This window comes from Streptomyces sp. NPDC007164, from assembly GCF_040634135.1.
In the GTDB taxonomy this organism is placed as follows: Bacteria; Actinomycetota; Actinomycetes; order Streptomycetales; family Streptomycetaceae; genus Streptomyces; species Streptomyces sanglieri.
The window spans coordinates 1-20699 of the sequence record NZ_JBEYFB010000077.1 but is presented as its reverse complement, the minus strand read 5'-3'; the positions used below and the strand labels follow the sequence as shown (position 1 = coordinate 20699).

The 20699-nt window shown below is 68.6% G+C and carries 32 protein-coding genes and 1 pseudogene; 4 read left to right on the top strand and 29 right to left on the bottom strand.

Going from position 1 to position 20699, the window contains the following annotated elements; genetic code table 11:
• Nucleotides 1-222 (top strand): hypothetical protein (locus ABZ622_RS39470; RefSeq protein WP_360551815.1); only part of this gene is annotated, 222 nt, incomplete at its 5' end.
• 49 nt (nt 223-271) lie between these two features.
• On the opposite strand, the gene ABZ622_RS39465 is transcribed toward ABZ622_RS39470, so the two are convergent.
• From ABZ622_RS39465 to ABZ622_RS39400, 14 genes are all read right to left on the bottom strand, one after another.
• A complete protein-coding gene (locus ABZ622_RS39465) occupies nt 272-766 on the bottom strand; it encodes a hypothetical protein (protein WP_360551814.1) in 495 nt (164 codons plus the stop codon).
• A complete protein-coding gene (locus tag ABZ622_RS39460) occupies nt 763-1266 on the bottom strand; it encodes a hypothetical protein (RefSeq protein ID WP_360551812.1) in 504 nt (167 codons plus the stop codon). Before ABZ622_RS39460 ends, ABZ622_RS39465 begins: the two co-directional genes overlap by 4 nt.
• 106 nt (nt 1267-1372) lie before the next feature.
• Entirely contained in the window at nt 1373-2002 is a 630-nt protein-coding gene (locus ABZ622_RS39455; protein WP_360551811.1) for a hypothetical protein, read from the bottom strand.
• An 80-nt stretch (nt 2003-2082) separates the two neighbouring features.
• Entirely contained in the window at nt 2083-2241 is a 159-nt protein-coding gene (locus ABZ622_RS39450; RefSeq protein ID WP_360551809.1) for a hypothetical protein, read from the bottom strand.
• Nucleotides 2241-3005, bottom strand: coding sequence for a hypothetical protein (locus tag ABZ622_RS39445; protein WP_360551807.1), 765 nt, complete (start codon nt 3003-3005; stop codon nt 2241-2243). The genes ABZ622_RS39450 and ABZ622_RS39445 overlap by 1 nt, the downstream gene beginning before the upstream one ends.
• Nucleotides 3002-3157, bottom strand: a complete 156-nt coding sequence (locus ABZ622_RS39440; protein WP_360551806.1) for a hypothetical protein — start codon at nt 3155-3157, stop codon at nt 3002-3004. Before ABZ622_RS39440 ends, ABZ622_RS39445 begins: the two co-directional genes overlap by 4 nt.
• A gap of 130 nt (nt 3158-3287) precedes the next feature.
• Nucleotides 3288-3692: a hypothetical protein gene (locus tag ABZ622_RS39435; RefSeq protein ID WP_360551804.1), complete on the bottom strand. Its 405-nt coding sequence runs from the start codon at nt 3690-3692 to the stop codon at nt 3288-3290.
• A complete protein-coding gene (locus ABZ622_RS39430) occupies nt 3689-3832 on the bottom strand; it encodes a hypothetical protein (RefSeq protein WP_360551802.1) in 144 nt (47 codons plus the stop codon). The genes ABZ622_RS39435 and ABZ622_RS39430 overlap by 4 nt, the downstream gene beginning before the upstream one ends.
• Nucleotides 3829-4038, bottom strand: a complete 210-nt coding sequence (locus ABZ622_RS39425) for a hypothetical protein (protein WP_360551800.1) — start codon at nt 4036-4038, stop codon at nt 3829-3831. Before ABZ622_RS39425 ends, ABZ622_RS39430 begins: the two co-directional genes overlap by 4 nt.
• Nucleotides 4039-4491: 453 nt before the next feature.
• The gene (locus tag ABZ622_RS39420; RefSeq protein WP_360551799.1) at nt 4492-5856 is read right to left on the bottom strand and encodes a DnaB-like helicase C-terminal domain-containing protein; all 1365 of its coding nucleotides are present in this window, start codon (nt 5854-5856) and stop codon (nt 4492-4494) included.
• Nucleotides 5853-6488 carry a DnaA/Hda family protein gene (locus ABZ622_RS39415; RefSeq protein WP_360551797.1) on the bottom strand — a complete coding sequence of 212 codons (636 nt, stop codon included), beginning with the start codon at nt 6486-6488 and terminating at the stop codon, nt 5853-5855. Before ABZ622_RS39415 ends, ABZ622_RS39420 begins: the two co-directional genes overlap by 4 nt.
• On the bottom strand, nt 6472-7332 hold the full coding sequence (locus tag ABZ622_RS39410) for a hypothetical protein (protein WP_360551795.1): 861 nt from the start codon (nt 7330-7332) through the stop codon (nt 6472-6474). The genes ABZ622_RS39415 and ABZ622_RS39410 overlap by 17 nt, the downstream gene beginning before the upstream one ends.
• A gap of 97 nt (nt 7333-7429) precedes the next feature.
• On the bottom strand, nt 7430-7693 hold the full coding sequence (locus ABZ622_RS39405; protein WP_360551793.1) for a hypothetical protein: 264 nt from the start codon (nt 7691-7693) through the stop codon (nt 7430-7432).
• Nucleotides 7690-9441 carry a DNA cytosine methyltransferase gene (locus ABZ622_RS39400; RefSeq protein WP_360551792.1) on the bottom strand — a complete coding sequence of 584 codons (1752 nt, stop codon included), beginning with the start codon at nt 9439-9441 and terminating at the stop codon, nt 7690-7692. The genes ABZ622_RS39405 and ABZ622_RS39400 overlap by 4 nt, the downstream gene beginning before the upstream one ends.
• Nucleotides 9442-9626: 185 nt before the next feature.
• Between ABZ622_RS39400 and ABZ622_RS39395 the strand changes: the two genes are divergently transcribed.
• Nucleotides 9627-9830, top strand: a complete 204-nt coding sequence (locus tag ABZ622_RS39395; RefSeq protein ID WP_360551790.1) for a hypothetical protein — start codon at nt 9627-9629, stop codon at nt 9828-9830.
• A 229-nt stretch (nt 9831-10059) separates the two neighbouring features.
• Here ABZ622_RS39395 and ABZ622_RS39390 read toward each other — a convergent pair whose 3' ends face one another.
• The 14 genes from ABZ622_RS39390 to ABZ622_RS39325 form a co-directional block, all read right to left on the bottom strand.
• Complete coding sequence (locus ABZ622_RS39390) at nt 10060-10914, bottom strand: hypothetical protein (RefSeq protein ID WP_360551788.1); 855 nt, start codon at nt 10912-10914, stop codon at nt 10060-10062.
• Nucleotides 10911-11282: a hypothetical protein gene (locus ABZ622_RS39385; RefSeq protein WP_360551786.1), complete on the bottom strand. Its 372-nt coding sequence runs from the start codon at nt 11280-11282 to the stop codon at nt 10911-10913. Before ABZ622_RS39385 ends, ABZ622_RS39390 begins: the two co-directional genes overlap by 4 nt.
• Nucleotides 11283-11357: 75 nt before the next feature.
• Nucleotides 11358-12317, bottom strand: coding sequence for an AAA family ATPase (locus ABZ622_RS39380; RefSeq protein WP_360551784.1), 960 nt, complete (start codon nt 12315-12317; stop codon nt 11358-11360).
• Between the two features lie 10 nt (nt 12318-12327).
• Entirely contained in the window at nt 12328-13161 is an 834-nt protein-coding gene (locus ABZ622_RS39375; protein WP_360551782.1) for a PD-(D/E)XK nuclease-like domain-containing protein, read from the bottom strand.
• A gap of 439 nt (nt 13162-13600) precedes the next feature.
• The gene (locus ABZ622_RS39370) at nt 13601-14626 is read right to left on the bottom strand and encodes a hypothetical protein (RefSeq protein ID WP_360551780.1); all 1026 of its coding nucleotides are present in this window, start codon (nt 14624-14626) and stop codon (nt 13601-13603) included.
• Nucleotides 14627-14732: 106 nt separating this feature from the next.
• Nucleotides 14733-14903, bottom strand: coding sequence for a hypothetical protein (locus ABZ622_RS39365; RefSeq protein ID WP_360551778.1), 171 nt, complete (start codon nt 14901-14903; stop codon nt 14733-14735).
• A complete protein-coding gene (locus ABZ622_RS39360; protein WP_360551776.1) occupies nt 14900-15184 on the bottom strand; it encodes a hypothetical protein in 285 nt (94 codons plus the stop codon). Before ABZ622_RS39360 ends, ABZ622_RS39365 begins: the two co-directional genes overlap by 4 nt.
• A complete protein-coding gene (locus ABZ622_RS39355; protein WP_360551775.1) occupies nt 15177-15578 on the bottom strand; it encodes a phiSA1p31-related protein in 402 nt (133 codons plus the stop codon). Before ABZ622_RS39355 ends, ABZ622_RS39360 begins: the two co-directional genes overlap by 8 nt.
• The gene (locus ABZ622_RS39350; RefSeq protein ID WP_360551773.1) at nt 15575-15883 is read right to left on the bottom strand and encodes a hypothetical protein; all 309 of its coding nucleotides are present in this window, start codon (nt 15881-15883) and stop codon (nt 15575-15577) included. The genes ABZ622_RS39355 and ABZ622_RS39350 overlap by 4 nt, the downstream gene beginning before the upstream one ends.
• Nucleotides 15880-16182 (bottom strand): hypothetical protein, encoded by a 303-nt coding sequence (locus tag ABZ622_RS39345; RefSeq protein WP_360551771.1) that lies wholly within the window; start codon nt 16180-16182, stop codon nt 15880-15882. The genes ABZ622_RS39350 and ABZ622_RS39345 overlap by 4 nt, the downstream gene beginning before the upstream one ends.
• Nucleotides 16179-16778, bottom strand: coding sequence for a hypothetical protein (locus ABZ622_RS39340; protein WP_360551769.1), 600 nt, complete (start codon nt 16776-16778; stop codon nt 16179-16181). The genes ABZ622_RS39345 and ABZ622_RS39340 overlap by 4 nt, the downstream gene beginning before the upstream one ends.
• Nucleotides 16775-17275, bottom strand: a complete 501-nt coding sequence (locus tag ABZ622_RS39335; protein ID WP_360551767.1) for a hypothetical protein — start codon at nt 17273-17275, stop codon at nt 16775-16777. The genes ABZ622_RS39340 and ABZ622_RS39335 overlap by 4 nt, the downstream gene beginning before the upstream one ends.
• 89 nt (nt 17276-17364) lie before the next feature.
• A complete protein-coding gene (locus tag ABZ622_RS39330; RefSeq protein WP_360551765.1) occupies nt 17365-17715 on the bottom strand; it encodes a hypothetical protein in 351 nt (116 codons plus the stop codon).
• Nucleotides 17716-17757: 42 nt separating this feature from the next.
• Complete coding sequence (locus ABZ622_RS39325; protein WP_360551763.1) at nt 17758-18033, bottom strand: XRE family transcriptional regulator; 276 nt, start codon at nt 18031-18033, stop codon at nt 17758-17760.
• A gap of 314 nt (nt 18034-18347) precedes the next feature.
• Here ABZ622_RS39325 and ABZ622_RS39320 point away from each other — a divergent pair, with 314 nt between their 5' ends.
• Nucleotides 18348-18734, top strand: a complete 387-nt coding sequence (locus ABZ622_RS39320; protein WP_360551761.1) for a hypothetical protein — start codon at nt 18348-18350, stop codon at nt 18732-18734.
• A 380-nt stretch (nt 18735-19114) separates the two neighbouring features.
• Nucleotides 19115-20530, top strand: coding sequence for a site-specific integrase (locus tag ABZ622_RS39315; protein WP_360551759.1), 1416 nt, complete (start codon nt 19115-19117; stop codon nt 20528-20530).
• 23 nt (nt 20531-20553) lie between these two features.
• Here ABZ622_RS39315 and ABZ622_RS39310 read toward each other — a convergent pair.
• Nucleotides 20554-20699: pseudogene (locus ABZ622_RS39310) on the bottom strand (carbohydrate ABC transporter permease); the annotation flags it as partial.

The following is a 20699-nucleotide window of genomic DNA, read 5'->3' as shown; positions in this document are numbered from 1 at the left end:
CTCCCGGTGCCGATCCTGGCCGGCCGGATCAACGTGGATCCGTACAGCAGCGACCCCCGGCGCAACGTCCCGCACCTCACGCTGGAGCCGTTCCAGGATGAGGTGATGGAGTGCGTCACGCCGGACGAGTTCGCTGCGGTCATCGCCCAGGTACGCGCCCACTGTGACCGGCTCGACGAGGTTCACGCCCAGCTGGTGAAGGCGCGGGCCGAGTACCGCTGACCCTGAACTGGGAAGCGCCCCCGGCCATCGGTCGGGGGCGCTTCCCAGTTCAGAGCGCAGGGCTCGATGCTCCGGGGTCAACAGGCGGACCGGGTGGGGCCTGAGCAGCATTGAGCGCTGATCGCTGTGACCGTGCCACGGTCTGCACTTGGGCACTGTCACTCTTCCGGAGGACAAACAGTCCGGCGAGCGCGAGAACGCTCGGGCCCGACAACATGGCCGCGAGCCAGGCTTGCCCTTGAACTCCAACGATCACGGCACCGGTGAGCATGCCTAAAGTCACGATGAAACCTGCACCAAGACCAACCATGTACAAGGAGTGCGACCGCTTCGCTTGGGCTTCCTCGGCGGCAAGCCGTAGACGTTCGAGTTCAAGCTTCCTCACCGCCTTCTCCTGCTCCATTCGCAGTTCATGCTCGCGGCGCAGTTGCGGTTCGAGGGCTTTGAGGGCTACCTGAAGGTGTTCTGCGGGAAGCTCGGCCCACTGCACCGCGATCTCAAGACCGGTTGGCTGAGGAGGTGGGGTTCCCGTCTCCTGCGTCATCGCGCCGTTCCCCCGTCTCCGCTACCCGTTGGCTCCAGCTTGGCAAGTCCAGCTGGCGGAGGCCCCAGTGCGCGGAAGAGGTCGTCGAAGCCTTGCGCGAGGTGCGATACCGCTTGACCTGCTTCAACGCTCTCCGTTACGTCCATCAAATCAGGCACCCGCTGGCCGACTCGAATTACAGCCCCGACGTTGTGGTGCAGTTGGGCGAGTAGTGCAGCTCCGACTTCGGCCTGCAGTTGGGCGAGTTCGTGCCGCTGGTTCAGTCGAGAAGGTAGGCTCTTGTCCGCCTCCAAACGGCGCTTGAGAGCAGCGAATCGCGCCAGCACATCATCGTCATCCGTGACGACTTGGATTCGAACGTTTCCACTCGACTTCAGGGTCAGCCTTCGCGGCTCTTCGTGCCGCACGGCTCCATGCTTCGCAAGTCGAAAAGCTAACGTTGCGATCGTGGCGGCCACCCCGCCACCCACTCCCAGCAATGCAGCGATAAACACTTCCATCGCTCCCCCATGGTCTGGTCTCTCAACGGCCGCCCACGTGGGCACCTTTGTCACTCTGCACCATTACACGAAAGCTGACGGGCCGACGTCCGCTTCCTGCGAAGAACTACGCCGCTATCCGGCGCCCGGCCATCGGTAGTTGCAGCACCTCGCTGTGCCCGTACTGCTGGCCGCATCCGGGGCAACGGCAGCCGGCCGTGTCGAGGGTGACGCGGAGGGTCGTGCCGCAGGGGCAGGCGACGGGGATGACGCGCGGCCGCCGTTCGCCGGTGACCTGAGCCTCGCACTGGCGGTAGATGAGGCTGGTCTCACGCGCGAATTCGTCGACCGCCTCATGATTCGCCACCGCCCACTGCAGGTTGAACCGGAGCGTGCCGACGGCGTGGTCGAGCCGCTGCTGCAGCGTCCCGGCTTCGCACACCTCGGCCCGTCCGTGCTCTCGCCAGTCACGCACCCAGGTTTCCAGCGACCCGAGGACGGGGCCACCCGCGGTCATCAGGTTGAGCACCTCCAGGCGGAGCGGTACGGGGGCTGTGCGGCTCCCGGAGACCGCCGGGCCCCCATTCCCCACCCCGGGGGCCAGTTGAGCGCTCAGACGGGCGTACAGGCCCCCGGGCCCGGCCAGGGCGCGAAGGTTCCCGTCGATCCGCTCGGTGCAGGGGCGGCAGGCGTACCGGCCGAGCTCGTCGGCGTACAGGCCGCTGCGGCAGATGAGGCATTCGGTCGACTCGTTCACGGCGGGCTCCTTGCGGGCTTGCGGTGGGGCTGGGCGGGGTGGCCGGCCGGATGGGTCCGGCCGGCCAGTGGTGCGGTGTGTCAGGCGGTGCGTTCGCGGTGCGCGGCGGTGCGTTCACGGTGGACCCGCCCGTCGCGGAGGCGGCTGCCGCGCGGGGTAAAGCAGTGGGCGCCGGGGACGCTGCCGCAGCGGGGGCAGGTGGTCATCAGGGCGGGGTGGTGGACGGTGGGTTCGCGCATCAGTTGTTCTCCTTCGTGGTGGGCTGCTGCTCGTCGAGGGCGGCGCGGATGTCGTGCAGAGCTTCGCGGTAGCCGCTGCCGAACTCGCTGCGGGCGGTAACAGGCTCACTGGCAATCCAGGCCCGCACGCGGGCGATGGCGGCCTCGGCGTGCTCCAACTCGGGCACGACGAGGGCGACGTGGCGCTTGTTGCCCGCGGCGACGTGCTCCAGCGTCGTGATACGGGCGGCCTGCTCGGTGATCCCAGCGGCGAGTCGGGCTACCTCGGCGCGGTACCGGGCACACGCTTTGAGCGCGCGGGTGAGACGGACCCGGGTGGTGCGGAGGATGCCGACCGAGCCCTGATCACGGTGGTGTTCGAGGAGGCCGCGAAGGTTTCTGCGGCCCTGCTCGGACTTGGTGACCTGGGCGGTGAGCTGCTTGATGTGCTCGGCTTGCTGGTCGGCCACGACTTCCAGCTTCAGGAGGCTGGGCGTGGCCTGGGTGAGGTCGCGCATCCGCTGGTACTTCTCGCCGGTGGTGTGGCCGTCCCAGCCGCGGCAGATGCGGTTCGTCGGCTGGACGTGGGCAAAGAGGTCCATGTCGCGTTCGGCGATGTGCCAGGTCATTTGGCCGGCGGGGGTCTCGATGGTGACGACGGCCCACTCAGGGGCGGTGGGGTCGGTGTGGCCGATGTGGGAGGGGTGGAGGGCTGCGAGGAGCGCGACGAGGTGGGCGCGCTCGCGGTACGTGGCGTCGAGTTGGTTGTTGGTGGGGTCGCTCATCGGGTGACGTCCTTTCCGTCCCACCAGGAGCGCGTTTCGGTGCCCTTCTGCTTGGCGTCTCGGTGGGGGTAGGTGTGGGCGGGGCTGCGCTGGCAGGCGCGCTCTCCGAAGCGGTTGCCGCAGAGGCGCAGTTCGGGTTCGGTGCTGTTCATCGGGTCGGTTCCTTTCGGGGAATTCGGCGTGTGCAGGCGTGCGGGTCGGGGCACTGGGGCTTCTCGTCCCACCAGGTGGGCGTGCCGGTGATGGGGTAGCCGCACCACTGGCAGACGGGTGGGCGGTCTCTCATCGGGCTGTCTCCTCGGAGTGCGTGCGGTGGTACGCGTCCAGGGCGGTGTGTCCGTTGACGACGACGCGTGGGGCAGCGTCGCGGGCGAGGCGCAGCGCGGTGTCGAGGTCGAAGCGGTGCGCGTTCAGCCAGTCGTCGCCGCGGTCGTAGGGCTTGACGCCTTGCGTCCACTTCCCGTCGGTGCCGAGGCAGGTGCCGTGCCGGGTGACGGCCCATTGGCCGACGCCGCGGTATTCGACTGTGATGGCGAAGACGTGCCGGTTGATATCGCCTTCGGGGAGGAGCGACACCTCGTACTCAGTGGCCTGGCAGGTAGCCACGGGGAGGTCGGGGGTGGTGTGGCCGAGGGCATCTCGGATCTCCCGCATCGTCATTGCGCGGCCGGTCGGCTGGTCGGTCATCGGCTCGTTTCCTCGCACTCGTGCTCGGCGTCCAAGGTGAGGCCCTGGTCCTCGTCCCACCAGCCGTCTCCGGACGCCCCGCAGGCACCGCACTCCCACCGCCCGGCCAGGCTGATTCCGGCGTATCCGTTCGTACTCATCGGGTCGGCTCCTCGTTCAGCTCGTTCTGCATGGCGTCGTAGCAGCTGGCGCACATGTCGACGACTCCGCCGTCCTCCGGGCCCATGTCGACGGACACGAGCGTGTTTTCGTCGTCGCAGGTGCACGGGGCCGGGGTGTCGGCCTGGCGCGGGTGGCCATCGGCCTCGTCGAGCTCGATCGCGTTCATGTCGGGGCGGTAGGTCATCAGAGGCTCCAGAGGGTGGGTTGGTGGTGGATGAGAGGGAGTTCGGTCTGTCCGGGCACCTGCTCGACCTCACGCGCCCCTGTACGCACGTCTGCGGCGTCAGGAGCGGTCTCGGCGTCCCGTGAGCCGTTCGACGGCTGCGAGGTGCGCACACGGCCAGCAGTGCGTCGGGGCGAGGCAGTTGTGGTCTGGCCGGCGAAGTCGGCATCCAACGTGCGGGCGGTCATGTCGCCTCACTGTGGTTGCTCTGGCAGTCGCTGCAGGGCGGAGGCGTCGGGCCGGATGCAGCGGTGCCGCAGGGCCAGGCGCCGGGGCGCCGGATGTGAAAGCAGGGCTTCGGCTCGGGCTTGGGTTCGACTTGCCGCTGCTTCGGTGGCCGGCCGGTGAGGGACCGGATGTAGTCGAGGAGGTCGCCGTCGGCGCGCATCGCGGCGATGTCCTCGGGGGCGGCGGTCACGTCGCCGCCATGTCGAGGAACGACGCATAGTGCAAGGCTGCCGCGGTCGTGATCGTGCCCGTTGGCCCCCCGCGGTGCTTGCCGACAATGAAGTCCGCTTCGCCGGAGCGGGCGGACTCTTTGTCATAGGCGTCTTCACGGTGCAGAAGGATGACCATGTCGGCGTCCTGCTCGATCGCCCCGGATTCGCGGAGGTCGGACACCTGCGGCCTCTTGTCGGTGCGCTGCTCGGGTCCGCGGTTGAGCTGCGCCAGGACGACGACGGTGATCCCGAACTCCTTGGCCATGAGCTTGAGTCCGCGGGTGAGCTTGGAGACTTCGGCCTGCCGGTTCTCGGCTTTGGGTGCCTGCATCAGCTGGAGGTAGTCGACGATGACCAGCCGCAGCCCGACGGTGCGGATCATGTGCCGGACGCGGCCGCGAAGGATCGGCAGCGACAGGGTGGAGCAGTCGTTCAGGTAGAGCGGGGCTGCGGCGATCTTCGGCGTGATCCGTGCCGCGCGGGCCATTCCGGCGTCGTCGACGATGCCCTGCTTGATGTGGTGGAGGGCAATGCGGCCTTCGGCGGCGAGGACGTTGTTGGCGAGCTCCTCCTCGCCCATCTCCAGGGACTCGAACAGGGTCGGGATGCCGTGCTTGATCCCGGCGGCCCGTGCGAGGCCGAGGCCGAGCGTGCTCTTCCCGATGGCCGGCCGAGCCGCGATGACGACCAACTGGCCGGGGGCAAACCCCCCACTGAACAGGGCGTCCATGTCGATGAAGCCGGTGGGGATGCGGTTCTCGTTCGTCGGCGGGGTGATGGCGCGTTCGAGGGCGCCGCCGATGATGTCGCCGACGAGTGAGGGGGTGCTGGCCTCGTCGTTGCGGACGAGGTTGTCTAGGGCGTCCTGTACGGCGGCGATGTCCGTTTCGGGGTTGAAGCCGGCGGACCGGCCGCGGACGCTGATGTCGGCGCCGAGTGCGAGGTAGCGGCGGGCGATGGACGCTTCGGTGATCTGGGCGGCGTAGTACGCGGCGGCCGAGTGCGACGGCTGGGCCTCGTCGTACAGGCGGGCAAGCTGGTCCAGGGCGAGCGGCACGATCGGCATGTAGCCGGTGGCCCGCCACGCCTGCAGCTGCCGGTCGACGGCCTGCCACCGGATCTCGCTGTTGCTGAGTGTCTGCCGGATCTCGTCGACGGCGCTCCACACCCACCGGTAACGGTCGTCCTGAATGTCGGCGGGATCGAACTCGGCGGCAAGCTCGTCGATGAGGTCGGGCCGGGCCATGACGGACGCGGCGATGATCCGCTCGGCTTCGAAGGCGGACGGGCCACCAGGCTGCTGCTCGTCGATGGGCGCGGCCCACATGTCGGTGGTCATGCGGCCTCACCCCGGCGCCGGTCGCGGCCTTCGAGGAGGAGCACCGACCCGCGGCACATCTCACCGAGGCGGGAGGCGACCCGCGGGCCGGTGACGGCGGTGAGGTCGCCGGGCAGCACGTCACTGGTGACGATCACCGGCAGACGGTTGATGTACCGCTCGTCGAAGATCTCGAACAGGCGCTCCTGCGTCCACTCGGTGACCTTCGCCGCGGCCAGGTCGTCGATGAACAGGAGGTCGCAGCGCTGGAGTTCCCGCGACAGGGTAAGACGCTCGTCGTCAGGGGCGTCGGGGCGCAGCGCGTCGAACAGGGCGGTCGACCGGAACGTGCGGACCAGCGGGGAGCCCTGCCACGGCCGGGCCGGGCCGTAGGCGGCGACCAGCCACCGGCGGCAGATCTCCCACGCGCTGTGGGTCTTGCCGACACCGATCGGGCCGGTGAGGAACAGGCTGTTGCCGGTCCAGCCGCCGATCCAGTCGGTGACCGCCTTGTCGGTGTCCGGGTCCAGGGTGATCGGCCGGCGGTAGATGACCGGGGTGCGGTCGGCGAATCGGGTGAGGGCGTCCTGGGCGCGGGCCTGGAGCCACTCGGCCCGCAGGTCGATCTCGTTGGGGTCAGAACTGGAGTGCACGCTTCTTCTCCTCAGTGGTCATGTGGGTGGTGTCTCGGGGCGCGGTCGGCGGGCCGGCGGGCGCGGACTTTCGCTGCTTGCTGACGGCCTGGCGGCGGAGGGTTTCGTACTTGGCCCGGAGCTTGTTCGGGCTGAGGATGTGGGCCTGCCAGAAGTCGTCGGCGTGGGCCCAGTCGATGGCGGCGATGGCTTGGTCGACGGTGACCTCGTCGCGGTCGAGCAGCAGCCGGATGTCGTTGCGCCACTTGTCGCTGACGATCGGCTTCTTGCCGCCGCCCTTCTCGATCACGGCGGCGAGGTGTTCGCAGACCTGCTCGACATCGGGGCGGGGGCCGGAGTTCTTCGGAGCCGCAGGCTTCGATTCGCTTCCTTTCCCTGCTCCCTGCTCCCTGCTCCCTGCTCCCTGCTCAGGGCGGAGAGTTTCCGGAGTCCTCTGGGAATCCTCCGGAGCCTCTCCGGAGTCCTCTGGAGGGTTACAAGAGTCCTGATCAGGGGCTTGCGCCAGGTCTTCGGGTCGCGGGAAGCGGTCTTTTCGGGGGTGACTGACCTTCTGGTGCTCGGCCCAGCTGGAAACGGCGACGAGAGGCTTTCCGGAGTGCTCGTACAGGGTGACCAAACGGGCCGTGTGAAGCCTCTGGAGATCCTCGCGAGTCCTCTGGAGGATGTCCGGAGCCTCTTCCAGGGGCCACACTGCGGCACGGATGAGACGCGGGTCTGCCGGCCCCACGCCGTTGTCGTCGACGTAGGTCCAGAGGCCGATGAAGGTGAGCCGCGTCGACAAGGGCAGGTCGGCGATCGTCAGCGAAGTGAAGAACTCCGGCTTGATCGAGCGGATGCGGGCCATGGGGTCGTCTTCTTTCGAACGGTGTGGATAGGTCTGCCGGTCACAGCCCGCGGGCCGCGGTGAGGTCAGGCGGGGGCACGTCGCGGCCGGGAGCGGATCACGCGGTGGGGCCTTCGGTGCGCCAGCGCCGGTACTCGGCCTGGACGATGCGGCAGGCTGCTGCCACGGCCTGCGCTCCTGCAACGACCTTGCGGCGGCGCATCTCGTGCTTCTCGTCCGGAGTCGGCTCGCGTCCGCTGGTAATCGCGTCCTGGTAGGCCGCGAACAGCTGGTCGCACCGTGCGTAGTAGGCGGGCTCGCTCGCGACCAGGTGGCGGATGTACTCGCCGGGATCCATCGGGCCGTCGTTGCGCGGAATCATGCGGCCACCGCCAACTGCGGGTCGGCGTACCGGTCGAGCTGCTCGCCGGTGACGGCTTCGACGAGGGCGCAGAGGATGACCTCGGCGGCGTTGCAGGTCACAGCGTTTCCGTACTGGCGGACACGCTCGCGCTTCGATCCCAGGACGATGTAGTCGCGGCCAAAACTCATGGCCCGGCCGATCTCGTGGGGTTCGAGCATCCGGAAGAGCACGTCGTTGATGTCGACTTCGCCGGACACGAGGGCGTACCGGTCGCGGGTGGAGAGGGTGCCTACGGGCTCGGCCACGGGCTTCGCCGATCCGTTGCCGTAGTACGGGACGAGCAGGTGTTCCCAGGTGACGAGGGACTCGTGGCCAGCAGTGGTGAGGGTGCGGAGGTGCTCGGCCACGGTGGTGCAGTGTTCGCCGCCGTCGCCCTTGCTTCCGTTGTTCCGCATGACCATGGCCGGGATGTCCGGCGTCACGAGCCCGTGGTGGTTGCCGTTCGCCGACACGGTGCCGAGCGCATCGTGGATGGAGCGGCCGCGGAGCTGGTCGCCGCCGCCGCGCATGGTGACCATGAACGGAAGCCAGGCGAGGCCGGTCTCGTTGCGGGCGGTCTGGGTGCGGAGTGGGTTGTTTGCCGAGGCAGGCTCCTTGCCGTCGCGCCCCTCGACGGGGATCAGCAGTGGCGGGATGGCGATGCCGTCGTTCTCCCTGGTGGTGCGGCACGGCATGGCATCGGAGATCGCGGTGGGCGCGTCTCGCCACGTCCCACCGGCCGGGACCATGAACGGCTCATAGGCCATGGCCTTCGTCGATGTAGTGGTCTGCGTGGTGAGCGGGGCATCGACGGGCCGGGCGAACTTGTCGAGGCCGGCCTGGATGCGGGCGAGGGTCTTGTCGGCGAGGGGCTTGGCCCGGTCGCCGATGCGCTGGCCGGGCAGGGTCCAGTCGATCGCGACTGCGGCGGGCAGCACTTCGGGCTCGACGATCTGGTTCCGGCACTTCGTCTGCGGGCACCGGTACACGTACTGCTGGCGGTAGCGGCCCATGTCGGCGCCGCGCTTCTTGAAGACCTGCATGGCCAGCACCCATTCGTCGCACCCGGTGCACCAGGCGCGCGGCCGCAGCCACTTGTTCCAGTCGGGGGTCCGGCCGAGGGACTCGTGCCAGTAGCCGACGTACAGGCGGTCGCGGGACTGCGGGGCCTTCTCGACGGCACGAGGGTCGGCGTGCATGGAGTTCAGGGCGATGACCCGGGTCTTGTAGCCGAGCTTGTGGAGCTCGCCGAGCCACCGGTCCCACTGGTCCCAGGCCCGGACATCGACGACGTTCTCGACGACGCCCGCCTTGACGAGTCCGCCGCGCTCCTGGACGCCGCGCAGGTACAGCGGCACTTCCTCCATGAGGGCGCGGGAGCGTTCGACCTCCTCGGACGGGGCGAAGACGTCGTCGAAGAGGTCACCCTGCAGGCTGGTCGCGAAGTCGCGTTTCTTCCCGCGCGCGTTGGACCACTGCGGACATTCCGGTGATGCCCAGAAGATGTCGGTGACGGGCCACTTGTCGACGGGGGCCTCGCGAATGTCGCCGCGGTAGTGGTCGACGTCGGGGAAGTTCGCGGCGTGCGACTCGATCGCCCGCTCCCAGTGGTTCGCGGCCCGCTCCACCCGGACGCCCGGGATGGCGTGCGCGCCCTGGCTGCTGCCGCCTGCACCACAGAACCAGTCCATGACAGTCAGCGCGTCGGTGTCGTTTCGGTAGGTCACTGGTGCCCCTTCTTGAGGTACGTCGAGGCGAGGCAGGGGAAGTTACCCGCCTCAAGCACTCGGTGTGTAGCTACACAGTAAGCACTCATGTAGCTACACAGCAAGCGAGAACCGCAGGAACTTGTAGCTACACATTCCGCGATCCGCTGTTGCCGCATGTAGCTACGTGCGGTTACGGTTACGGCATGTCCGAGAACCCCCCGCACACGCCGGCACGGCAGATGCGCATCCCTGACGACGAGTGGTTGCCGTTCGCCGAGGCAGCGAAGACGCAAGGCCAGCCGCGCGCTGCAGTCGTCCGCGAGCTGATCCGCTGGTACCTGCGCCGGCCGGGTGCCAAGCTGCCAGCCCGGCCGCCGGCCGGTCCGTGGTCCGAGTCCTCCGACTGACGTCACGTCCCCTCCCTTCTGCCCCGCGGTGTCGCCGCGGGGCGTTGTCGTGTGTGTGGTCAGGCGGCCTGGGCGCCAGGCGCGTGTTTGCTGCACCGCCACCCGGCTGCGTAGAACCGGGCCGGTTTGCCGCATGGGGTGACTCCGGCGCTGCACTGGTACGGCACGGGCCTGCGGAGTACCGGGGGCCGGAGGCGGCCGGTCTCCGGGTCGCGGTCCTCGTCGGTGCTCATGCCGCCTTCTCGGTCGCCTTGCGGTAGCGGCCGATGGCGGCCTGGAGGTTGTCCTTCGTGACACCCAGCCGGTCCGCGGCCTGCTGCCGGGTGTCGCCGAGTCGTTCCAGTTCCAGACCGTTCTCGGCGAGCTCGATGTACCGGGGTGTCGCGCTGGTGGCCGGGACGAAGTCGGGGTTGTCGAAGTCGTCTGCGTCCCAGTAGTCGACGCCGGCCCAACCCTTGTTGGCGGCTCGGGTTCGGGTGGGCTTGGCAAGGTGGGCGGGGATGCCGTGGTCTTCCGGCTTCTCGTTGGCCAGCTGGGTGTAGAGGGCGCGAACGGCTTCGGCGGTGCGCAGGCGGACGACGTCGTTGCCTTCGCCGCGCAGCAGGTAGGCGACGTAGCCCTGGCCGGTGTTGAGCCGCCGGTCGAGTTCCTTTGCGGGCCACCCTTCGGCGACGAGTGACTGCAGGCGACGACGCGTGCCGAGCCGGGGGACGTGAGCCCCGTTGCGGGACGGCTCGCTCGTGTTCTCCGGGATAGCCACGGCGAAGATCCGGGCGGCCGTGGAGTGCCGGACGGGCGTCTGACTGCGAATGATCTGGTAGAGGTGCGGGGCGGCGAGGCGGGCGGCGGAACGGATCTCCAGGTCGGTCATTCCGGCGGCGCGCAGGCGCCAGATACGGGCGATGACCTGCTCGGCGGGGACATATCCGCTGCGGCCGGTGTCGCGGAGGTACTTCCACTTGCGGGCTTCGGCTGTGGCTGCGGTCGTGCAGTCGCGGCAGTGGCAGCCGCGGCGGTAGCGGCGCGCGTCCCCGTGGTCGGGCAGAGGAGCAGGCTGACGAACTCGGCGGGTTGCGGTAGTCACGCCGCTGCCCTCCCCTGCGCACGGGCGGTGCGCTGGGCGGCGACGGCCCGGCCGCGGGCGGACAGCTTCCAGACGGCGAGGCGGTGCCCGTGGGTGGCCGGCGAGGTGGACGGGACCATGGCCCCGGTGTGCTCGATGATTCCGCCGGTGCGCAGGCTGTTGATTGCGGCGCCGAGGAAGCCGTGGCCCAGCTCGGGAAGGACGCTGCGGAGGTCGTTGGCCGTGAAGGTGTCGTTGATCTGCCCGTAGTGGAAGGCGGCTTGCTCGACGAGGAACTGGTCCCAGCTGGACTGGGCGGCTATGTCGGCGAGGAGCACGTCCTTCTCGGCGGACGCGAGACGCTCGGCGACGGTGAGGCGACGGGTCATGACGGATCCCTTCGGGTGTGGTGTGCTGGAGTCCGGGGCCGCCCGCGATTCCCGCGCGGGCGACCCCGAAGCGCGTTACGAAGTGGCGGCCTTGAGCGCGGTGCCGCGCTCCTTGATGAGGTCGCCGAGGCTGATCGGCTTGCCGGTGTCCGGGTGCAGCAGCGGGGCGGCCAGGGCGCTTGACGCTTCGACCTCGCGGTACAGGGCGAGCAGGCTGTCCGCGGTGGCCTCCGGCGCGGTGGCGGCGTCGACCCAGATACTGGGATCGGTCTCCTTGGCGCCGTCGCGGAGCCAGTCGAGGTAAGGCTTGGCGATGTCGCGTGCCCCGACCGGCTGGTCAAGGACCAGGCCCCGGAACGCCGGGCAGCGGGACTTGATGAACCGCAGCCGGTTCGACTTGTCCATCTCCGCCGCGACACCGAACTCGAACTCGATGCCGCGGCGCTGCTCGGCGCGCATGCCCTTGTTGACCGGCTGCCCGTTCTCAAGGACCCAGTCGGTGTAGGACCGCATCGTGACGACGACGTGCCCCGGGTACGACATGAGCGCTTCGATCATGTCGTTCTGGAGCGGGGTGCCGTCCTTCCAGCCGGCGAACTTGTTGCCGCCGTACTTCGACTTGGCCTTGTCGACCTGGTCGAGGGTGCCGTCGGTGCCCTTCCAGAAGTGGCTGAGGGAGTCGACCATCACGACCGGGTATCCGGCCTGGGCTGCGGCAGCGAGCGCCTTCTGCAGGTCGCGCGGGTCGTACCGGTGCATGGGCAGGGTGTCGAAGGCGATGTCGAGGTCGTTGACGTACAGGGCGGCGGCGCCGCGCTCGGTGTCGATGACAGCGAACCGCTGACCTTCGGCGAGGCCGCTGGCGACGCACAGTCCGGTCCATGTCTTGCCGGAGCCGGACGGGCCCTGGATGGCGACGGTGGCGGTGAAGCCGTCCTTCGTGGCGGGCCGGAAGGTGAACGGTCCGTCGTCGTACTCGTTGGTCGGCGCGGTCTGCGGGCGGCCTACTCGGGTGGGCGGGGGAAGCTGGTTCATGCTGGTGCTCCTAGGCGTACTGGCGCTCAAGCCACGCGGGCGGCGAGACGAACTCGGTGTCGGTGCTGTAGGCCGGCCAGTAGTCGGCGGCCCGGCAGGACTCGTAGAGGAACAGGGCCTTCTCGCTGACCTGGTGAGCGATGTCGCGCCACAGGTCGAGGCGGGCGACCGTCACCAGGTACGGCGGTTCCTTCTCTTGGACGATGAAGGGAAACGGGGTGTCCATCGGCAGCAGGCCGATGGCTGCGGCGCCGCGTCGGTACCAGTCCTCTTGGACGTGGTAGCCGTGATCTTGGACCGCTTTCTGTATGGCGTCGGGGTGGGCGGAGCGGGCGGTCTTGTAGTCGACGAGTTGGTCGTCGCGGAGCCAGTCGACCCGGGCCCGGCACCAGACGTTGCCGATCGGCCAGAACAGGGTCTGCTCGGCCTGGCCGCTGCTGGGGTGGAGAAGGTCGGCCGCCTCCGGGTGCCCGCTGAGGGCGGTCGCCATGTCGTGGACCCGCTCAAGGTCGGCCCGCTTCAGCGGGATGTTCCCCGCGGCACGGATCTCGGTGACCCGGGCCTTGGTGGCGTCCGTGTTCCAGATCAGTTCGTCGACGAGCACAAGCTCTGGCCCGTCGCCGAGGACGAGCTTGTGGGCGGCGGTCCCGAAGTCGAACGCGGCCTTGTACGGCTGCTGATGGTCGAGGTCATAACGGAACCGGGCCGGGCAGCTGGACGTGAGGGTGCGGGCCCCGGTCGACGAGAGACTGCCGCCGGGGATGGGGTCGGCGTGGTACATCTCGGCGGGAATGTCGTAGACGCCGGGGATGACATCGACGACGGTCGGCTCGCTGGTGGTCACTGGCCATCCTGTTCGTCGAGGCAGTCCTCGCAGACGGGGCCCTCGGGCTGGCGGGCGAACGGTCCGGCGGTTCCTTCGCAGCGGACGCAGGCGATGGGGGACATCAGAAAGGTGCCTCCGTCGAGCAGTCGGCCGGGCTTCGGCGCCAGAGCGGGATTCGGATGTGCCGGATGTCCTCGATGCACCGGCACGGGACGGGGTCGATGAATTGACCGTTGACGGTCTCCCACCACCCGCCCTTGCCGTCACAGTCGCGGCAGTTCGGGTCGGGGCTCTGAGTCAGGTGGATTGCTCGCCGGTGCAGTTCTGCTGTCCAGCGGCTGATGGTGATGCTGCGTCGCATGCGTCCTGCCTTTCGGATGTGGGGGCCCGCCCCACTGGGGGAGGTCGGGGCGGGCCCGGCGGCGGAGCTGGGGGCTCGACGCCGCGTCTGGGTGGGTCAGGCGGCCTGTGCGGCCTCGGCGGCGAGTTTCTTGAGGTGGGCCTCGTAGTCGTCCCGCCAGGCCACCGGGTCGTGGCCGGCCTTGATGGCGATGTCCCAGGCGCTCTCGCTGAAGTCGCCGGCCTCCAGTTCCTCAGCCAGGTCGGCGACGGTCTGGGCGGCGAGACGCGGGTCGGCTTGGTGGAGGGCGTTGAGGAATCGGTAAGCCGACCAGGAGTTGACTCCGGCGAGCGCGAACGAGGCGATGGCGCCCGGGTCGGTGCTCGGAGCGCCGAGTGAGTCGGTGGTCGACCGGAGGGTCTGCTGGAGGAGGGCCTCCACCATTTCGGGGATAGTGCCCATCTCGTCGTCCGCAGCAGGCATCTCGGCGTCCGGAGTGGAGGTGTTCTCCTCGTCCTGGTCGAGCGTTGGCCACAGGGCGAGGGCCTTCTCGAACGTCTCGTCCTCGCACGGCCCGATTCCGGCGTACCGCATCGGCATCTGCGCTCCGATGAAGTCCTCGCCGAACACCATGAGGGCCTTGAGGTCGCTGGTGACGTGGACACGAATGATGTCGCTGGTGTCGGCCCACCGGGCGAGGAGCCGGGAGTCGACGGCCGGGAAGATGAACTTGTCGGGCACGTGGAGGGTGATGCTCCGCAGCAGTGTCCGCCAGTTCGGGAAGTCCTGGTCGTCGGTGACCGGGACGCGGAACTCGGTGTGGGTGGTGGCGAAGTCGACTCGGCCTGCCGCCGTGGTGATCGTGACCGTGTCGGCGCCGGCGTGGGCGCCGGTCCACTCGCGGAGGGGCTTCAGCCAGTCGGCGGGGATGGTGCGCGCCCACGGCGCCTGCCCCTGCTGGTCGGCGTTGAGGCGGTAGCGGGCGGCGGCGACGGTGTACTGGTCGGACGCGACGGCGTGCAGGTGCGTGGTGTCGACGTCGAGCCGGATGCCGTGCAGTACCTCGATGTACTCGTTGCCGATGTGGCCGCGGACCTTGTCGATGAGGCGGCCGAGCTGGTGGGCGTTGATGGTGACGGACATGCGTGTCTCCTGGGAGGCTGGTAGGTGCCCCCGCCGACTTGTCCTCGGCGGGGCTTCTGCGTTGGGCGCCGGGCCGGGGGCCGGTGGCATCCGCCGGCCCGGCGGGTCAGGTGAGCGCCCCGGTCCATCCGGCGAGCTCGGCGGCCAGATCCTGCTGTTCGGCGAGGAGCCTGTCCCGGTCCTGGATGAGGTCGACGAGCGCCTCGCGGTGCTGGCGGCTGATGCCGGGCACCGTGGTGAGGTGGACGATCTCGGCAAGGCGCTCGTCGGTGATCACGCGGTCGTCCTCCGGTGCTGGCACTGGCCGAGGAAGCAGCCCTCGGCGTCGTGCCGCCACTGGTCCTTGCTGAGGAGCCGGACCCGCCACCCCTGCCGGGTCTGCCGGTCGCGGTCCCTGGTCCGGGGCGTGAAGTCCCGGTGCGCGGCCTCCTCGGTCGCTGCGGAGTACCCGACCATGGAGCCGAAGGCGCAGCCTCGGCCGTCCGTGAGGACCCAGAAGCAGTCGGCGAGCCGAACCGGTGCTGACTGGCCTTCGATCTGGACCATGAGCTCAGGCATTGCGGGCCCCCTTGAGACTGCGGATGAAGGCGCGGAACCCGGTCTGCTCCAGCGGGCTGGGCGCGAGGACCCGGCCGGGCGCCTGCGGGATGGCCTGGGCGGCGAGGCGTGCACCGAACGCGGCCGGCGTCTCGACGTACCCGGCGGCCACGGTGTCGGCATAGTCGGGGTCGACCGCGGCCCGGTACTGGCCGACTGTCGGACGCGAAATCGGCATCAGCGGGCCGTGGTCGCGGTACACCGTCGGGAGCGGGAGCGGCATGTGGTGGCCGGGTGCCACCATCAGCGGCTCGCCGTCAGCCCAGGCGCCCGACCATGTCCACTCGACACCGACCACGTCGGCGTGCGGGACGTCCAGGTCGAAGGTGACGCCGTCGTGCGAGTAGGGGGTCACGACTCGTCACCGGCCTCAGCCTTGAGGCGGGCGATCTCCGCTTGGGCGGCCTCCAGTTCGTCGGCCGCCGTGCGCTGCTGATCGGCTCGCGTTGCGAGCTCGTCACGCCAGGCAGACACCGCCTTGGCGAACCGGTCAGCGACCTTCAGCTGCTCGTCGATGCTGATCTCCGAGTCGAGCTGGAAGGTGACATATCCAGGTCGGTGCTTGCCGTCCGGCTCCACGTAGAGCGCCGGATGCACGGATACGTTGCCCCGGAAGTGGGCCTTCGTTCCCAGGAAGTAGGTGGCGGTGTAGGCGCTCATCGGGTGCCTCCGGGCGTCCAGGCGGGGTAGTCGGCGTCGGAGGAGCAGGCCTCGGGGTGGGTGCAGGCCAGGGCTGCGAAGGCGGCGTCGCGGGTGTCGGTGAGGTGCCGGTACTCGGCGGCCAGGCCGGCGGCAAGTCGCTTGGCCTTCAGGGCAGTCAGCTGGTCGGCGGCGGCCGCCCAGTCGGTGGTCGTGCGGCAGCGGACGCAGGACGTGTCGTCGCAGTCGTCGGTGTGCAGTTCGGGGATGAACGGCGGCGCCGACAGCAGATGGGCCAACAGCGGGTTCGGGGCGCTCATGCCGCCACCTGCTTCCGGGCGGCGTCGTACTGGGCGATGCCCCATACGATCGCGTGGCAGCACCAGAGGTAGTGAGGGGTGAACCGCTCGAAGTCCAACTCGGCCGGGTCGTCGAACCGGAAGCCCTTGTGCTCGAACTCGTAGAGCGCGGCGTGGGCGGTCCGGGAGCAGCTGATCGACGCGTTACCGAAGATCTCCTCTGTGACCTCATCGCGCAGGCCAGGGGTCTCCGAGTCCTTGATGCAGCCGAGGACTTCAGAGATGAACTCGTCCCGGGAGAACTCCTTGACCCCTGCCCCGCCGGACACCTTCTGTGACCAGTAGACGGGGTTGATGCCCTTGCCCCGGAAGAACTGGAACATGTCGGGGAGGCGGGTGTGCATGAACGTGTCCGCGTCCGCCTTCACGGAGAACGACTCCATGTCGCCGGTGATCGCGAGGTGACCGGGCCACGTGACGATCTCGAACCAGTGGATCCACGAGTTCGGCTTCGGGGCTGCGAACCTCAGGTGGCGATACAGGCCGTCGTCGTGCAGCACGGTCATTTGGTGGTTGGCGGTGTCCTTGGCGAACCGGGCGGCGATGTCCTGAGTCATGACGCCACCTCCGTCCAGGGGCTGACGGTGCGGGTCACGCGGACGGCGCCGGCGCGGACGGCTCGGTCGTCGAACTGCTCGTCCGACCCGGCCATGACCACGTTGCCGTTCCCGAAAGACAGACCGTGCTCGACAGTGAGCGGCTCGGTCCGCGGCGAGGGGGCGGGGGCGGCCTCCCAGAGCGCGCCGACCGCGGCGACCGCGTCATCGACACCCTGGTTGTACGCCTCGTCCTCGGCGGTCCCGGTGTCGTCGTCCAGGTGCTCGGCACGGGCGGCCTCGATCGCCTGGGCCAGTACCTCAGCGCGGGCCGGGCGGGCTGACAGCTCGGCGCGGAGGCGGGTGACCTCCATGAGGAGGTCTGTCACGTCGATGTCGACGGACGCGAGCGACCGAACTCCGTGCCGCGCGGCGCGGATCTCGTGCTCGCGCTCAGGTGTCAGGGCGGTGGTGGGGTTGGTGTCATCCGCAGGTGCGGATGGGATGATGTGGACCATCGGGGTCCGCCTTTCGTCTTGATCGGTGTGGGTGGATCTCGGAGGTCGTCCCGGACTGGCGAGTTGCGGGGCGGCCTCATTTGCTGCCGTCAGCCAGCGGGGACCAGCTGCTTGTGGCTGGCGCGGTATCGGCGGGGCTCGGCCGGCCGCATGTCGTGCTCGGCGCTGGCGCGGTTTGCCGCCCGCTCTTCGGTGGCGGCCTGCTCCAGTCCCTTGAGCCAGGCCTCGATGGCGGTGATCCGGGCGGCGACCTTCTTGCCGATCAGGAAGCTGTCGGGGCCCTCGTCCCTCATCCGCCACTTGCGGTAGGTGCTGGGGCTGATCCCGAGCCGGGAGGCGATCCCCGGGATGGCTACCGATCCGGCTTCGTCGCGGTAGTCCTCGATCCAGACAATGCCGGGCGGCGGGGGCTGGACCGCGAGCTTGCGGTTCCCTTCCATGCTTGGGCTCCTCTGTGTGGGGGCGGGGTTGCCCCTTGGCGATCACTTACTTCGATCGAGAGTCGGATCGTTCTTTTCCGGAGACGCGGATGGCGCAAAAATGACGAGCAGGGCTACACCGACCGCCTCCGCTATGGAGTGGGCGGTGTCGACGTCGCACTCGCTGCGTTCGCCGGTGAGCAGGTGCCCTATCAATGCGTGGTGGCTGAGACCGATTGCGTCGGCCAGTTGCCGGATGCTGTACGGGGTTCCGCGCCCCGGGTGATCCATCACCCATCTGAGGATCTTCGGGTCACGGAGGCTATAGCGGGCGCTCAATGGATCTCCATCGGAACGGTTCGGCTCTTGATGTGAACAGTGAACCAGACTGAAGCCGCATCGTCTACCAACTCGAACGGCCGGATGTGCAGTTTCTGCGAACCGGCAGCTTCGGTAACATCAACGCGTAGACGGTTCGTCTTCAATGTCGGATGGTTGTACGGCCTGGCCTGCTATTTGTAGAGTCGGCACGGACTACACGAGAGACAGCCAGCGTGAATGAGCCAGGAGGAAAAAGCGGCATGGAGGCACCTGCCCCCAGCAACAACCGCACGCCCCCCACGGCCGGCCTACCCGAAGACCTAGTCAGGGACATGGATCGAGACGCACTCAGCCGGCTGGTACGCGAGATCAACGACGACGGCCGCGGCGCCTCTTACCAACTGATGGCCGACCGGGCGGCAGCCGCAGGACATCCGCTGTCGAAGCCGTACTTCCAGAAGCTGGCGACGAACGCCGTCACGCAGGCCCCCAACCCCGACCGGCTCCGCGGTATTGCCGCCGGGCTGGAGAGGCCGCTGTCCATCGTGCAGCGGGCCGCCGCGATTCAGTACCTCGACTACCAGGCGACCGAACTCGCGGGTTACGACGAGGACATCCGCGTCATCGTCGCGCACCTCGCCGGCATGGAGAAGGCCGAGCGACGCCGCTGGCAGGCGATGATCGAAGCGGACGAGCGAGCCAAGCGCTCCGACGACTAGCCCAGGTCTCTGGCCTGCTGTTCCGATTCCGCACCGTATCGGATCGTCAACAGGCTGTTGTACGACCGTCGCGGTGACGATATGTTTCCGGATCCGAACACTTTCGTCCCGGGGGCACCTGCACCCTGTGTGCCCCAGAGGGGGTAGATCCGTGCTGTCTGTCACCTACGAGCTGGCCGATCTCCCAGAAGATGCTCCGGTCGTAGTCAAAGAGGGACGCGGGAGGGTCAAGTACGAGCTGTCGCGGGGACTGTTCGTACCTGAGCACGCCGCGGCCCTCGAAGCGGCAACCACGATGGTCATTGCTGGTGGACAGTGGTTCCAGCTATGGCGGGGTGACGTGGTGTCGCTCCGCTCCCCGGAGCTGAAAGGGCTGCCACATGCCCGGATACATCGAGGACCGTTGGCTGACCAAGCGACCGGACCCAGCCACCGGTAAGAAGCGCAAGACCGCACGTTATGGCCAGGGCAAGAGGTACCGCGTAGCAGGCATTCCCGGAGTTCGGGACCGGTCATTCGACACCCTGACCGGCCCTAGCGGGGCCAATGCCTGGAAGGCGAAGGCAGAACACCTGTCGACCAAGGGCGAGTTCATTGACCCCCGCGACGGCAACATGCCACTGCGCGAGTACGTCGACACGCACTGGTGGCCCGCACAGAAAGCCGACCCGGCCACCCTGGAGACCATCAAGGGCCGGGTCTGGACACACGTCCTCCCCCATCTTGGGGAAACAAAGCTGCGCGACATCAAGGTCGGGACCCTTCGGATCTGGCTCAAGACGCTTGAGCGCAGTATCGCCCCCGGCACGGCGAACGCTGTCTGGGGCTACCTGTCCAACATCCTCGCCTACGCAATCGACGACGAGCGGATCACCCGCAATCCCTGCAAGGCCAAGACCATCAAGGCGCCTACGGTCCCTCCGCAGAAGGCGCGCGCCTGGGCTCGGGACAGGGTGATTGCAGTTAAGACCGCGTTGCACCCGCGGTACCAGATCCTCGTGGACATCGGAGTCGGCGCCGGCTGCCGACAGGGCGAGGCATTCGGTATTGACGCGGACCAGGACATCGACGAGACAGCCGGGGTGATCCATATCCGGCGCCAGGTGAAGCGGGTGGCCGGGAAGCTGGTGTTCGCCCCGCCGAAGGGCGGCAAGGAGCGCACGGTCCCACTGCCCGCCTACCTGGCCGCGCAGATCCGTGCGCACAGGGTGGCGTTCCCTCCGCAGGAAGTCACGCTGGCGTGGAGGGACTCGAAGCCACCGGAGACGAAGAAGGAGGCCGAGGAGCGCAAGCCCCGCACTCACCGCCTGCTCGTGACCAATCTGGAGGGCGGGGCGATTCGGGCATGGTCCTGGAATCAGCACTACTGGAAGAAGGCGCTCGCCTCGGCCGGCGTCATCCCGGCGCCGCCAAAGCGCGCCAAAGGTTCCAACGAGGCCCTCGCCTACGGCGACACCCGGGAGTTCGGCTACCACGCGCTGCGGCACACCTACGCCTCGGTGCAGCTGGACGCGCGGGAGTCGGTCGTGTCTGTCTCGAAGTGGCTCGGCCACGCTGATCCTTCGATCACTCTCCGGGTGTACGCGCACTTCATGCCCGAGGCGGACGGTCGTGGCCGTCGCGCCATGGACGCCTGGTTCGCGGGCCTCGATTCCGAAAAGATCTCCCCAGATTCTCCCCAGGGGTTGCAATCAGCAGTAGAGACCGCCCCTCGGGAGGCGGTAGCGGTTCCCCCGCAGGGCGTTCCGGATGAGTCTCCGCAGCAGGTTTCACTCTTTGCCGAGGTGGTCACCTGATGGCATTTCCGCAGCTCCGGCGGCTACCCCTTGCCGGACCCGAGGGTGAGGCCCGCGATGAAGTGGCGCTGGAGCAGCAGGAAGACCACGATCGTGGGCAGGGCGACGATCACCGAGCCCGCGGCGAGCAGGTTGTAGTCCGTGAAGAACTGGCCCCTGAGGTTGTTCA

What these genes read in the sequence shown, in the direction of transcription:
- ABZ622_RS39465 (WP_360551814.1), bottom strand. Translation starts at nt 766, where the DNA reads ATGACGCAGGAGACGGGAACCCCACCTCCTCAGCCAACCGGTCTTGAG.
- ABZ622_RS39460 (WP_360551812.1), bottom strand. Translation starts at nt 1,266, where the DNA reads ATGGAAGTGTTTATCGCTGCATTGCTGGGAGTGGGTGGCGGGGTGGCC.
- ABZ622_RS39450 (WP_360551809.1), bottom strand. Translation starts at nt 2,241, where the DNA reads ATGCGCGAACCCACCGTCCACCACCCCGCCCTGATGACCACCTGCCCC.
- ABZ622_RS39445 (WP_360551807.1), bottom strand. Translation starts at nt 3,005, where the DNA reads ATGAGCGACCCCACCAACAACCAACTCGACGCCACGTACCGCGAGCGC.
- ABZ622_RS39440 (WP_360551806.1), bottom strand. Translation starts at nt 3,157, where the DNA reads ATGAACAGCACCGAACCCGAACTGCGCCTCTGCGGCAACCGCTTCGGA.
- ABZ622_RS39435 (WP_360551804.1), bottom strand. Translation starts at nt 3,692, where the DNA reads ATGACCGACCAGCCGACCGGCCGCGCAATGACGATGCGGGAGATCCGA.
- ABZ622_RS39430 (WP_360551802.1), bottom strand. Translation starts at nt 3,832, where the DNA reads ATGAGTACGAACGGATACGCCGGAATCAGCCTGGCCGGGCGGTGGGAG.
- ABZ622_RS39425 (WP_360551800.1), bottom strand. Translation starts at nt 4,038, where the DNA reads ATGACCTACCGCCCCGACATGAACGCGATCGAGCTCGACGAGGCCGAT.
- ABZ622_RS39420 (WP_360551799.1), bottom strand. Translation starts at nt 5,856, where the DNA reads ATGACCACCGACATGTGGGCCGCGCCCATCGACGAGCAGCAGCCTGGT.
- ABZ622_RS39410 (WP_360551795.1), bottom strand. Translation starts at nt 7,332, where the DNA reads ATGGCCCGCATCCGCTCGATCAAGCCGGAGTTCTTCACTTCGCTGACG.
- ABZ622_RS39405 (WP_360551793.1), bottom strand. Translation starts at nt 7,693, where the DNA reads ATGATTCCGCGCAACGACGGCCCGATGGATCCCGGCGAGTACATCCGC.
- ABZ622_RS39395 (WP_360551790.1), top strand. Translation starts at nt 9,627, where the DNA reads ATGTCCGAGAACCCCCCGCACACGCCGGCACGGCAGATGCGCATCCCT.
- ABZ622_RS39385 (WP_360551786.1), bottom strand. Translation starts at nt 11,282, where the DNA reads ATGACCCGTCGCCTCACCGTCGCCGAGCGTCTCGCGTCCGCCGAGAAG.
- ABZ622_RS39380 (WP_360551784.1), bottom strand. Translation starts at nt 12,317, where the DNA reads ATGAACCAGCTTCCCCCGCCCACCCGAGTAGGCCGCCCGCAGACCGCG.
- ABZ622_RS39370 (WP_360551780.1), bottom strand. Translation starts at nt 14,626, where the DNA reads ATGTCCGTCACCATCAACGCCCACCAGCTCGGCCGCCTCATCGACAAG.
- ABZ622_RS39360 (WP_360551776.1), bottom strand. Translation starts at nt 15,184, where the DNA reads ATGCCTGAGCTCATGGTCCAGATCGAAGGCCAGTCAGCACCGGTTCGG.
- ABZ622_RS39350 (WP_360551773.1), bottom strand. Translation starts at nt 15,883, where the DNA reads ATGAGCGCCTACACCGCCACCTACTTCCTGGGAACGAAGGCCCACTTC.
- ABZ622_RS39345 (WP_360551771.1), bottom strand. Translation starts at nt 16,182, where the DNA reads ATGAGCGCCCCGAACCCGCTGTTGGCCCATCTGCTGTCGGCGCCGCCG.
- ABZ622_RS39340 (WP_360551769.1), bottom strand. Translation starts at nt 16,778, where the DNA reads ATGACTCAGGACATCGCCGCCCGGTTCGCCAAGGACACCGCCAACCAC.
- ABZ622_RS39335 (WP_360551767.1), bottom strand. Translation starts at nt 17,275, where the DNA reads ATGGTCCACATCATCCCATCCGCACCTGCGGATGACACCAACCCCACC.
- ABZ622_RS39330 (WP_360551765.1), bottom strand. Translation starts at nt 17,715, where the DNA reads ATGGAAGGGAACCGCAAGCTCGCGGTCCAGCCCCCGCCGCCCGGCATT.
- ABZ622_RS39320 (WP_360551761.1), top strand. Translation starts at nt 18,348, where the DNA reads ATGGATCGAGACGCACTCAGCCGGCTGGTACGCGAGATCAACGACGAC.
- ABZ622_RS39315 (WP_360551759.1), top strand. Translation starts at nt 19,115, where the DNA reads ATGCCCGGATACATCGAGGACCGTTGGCTGACCAAGCGACCGGACCCA.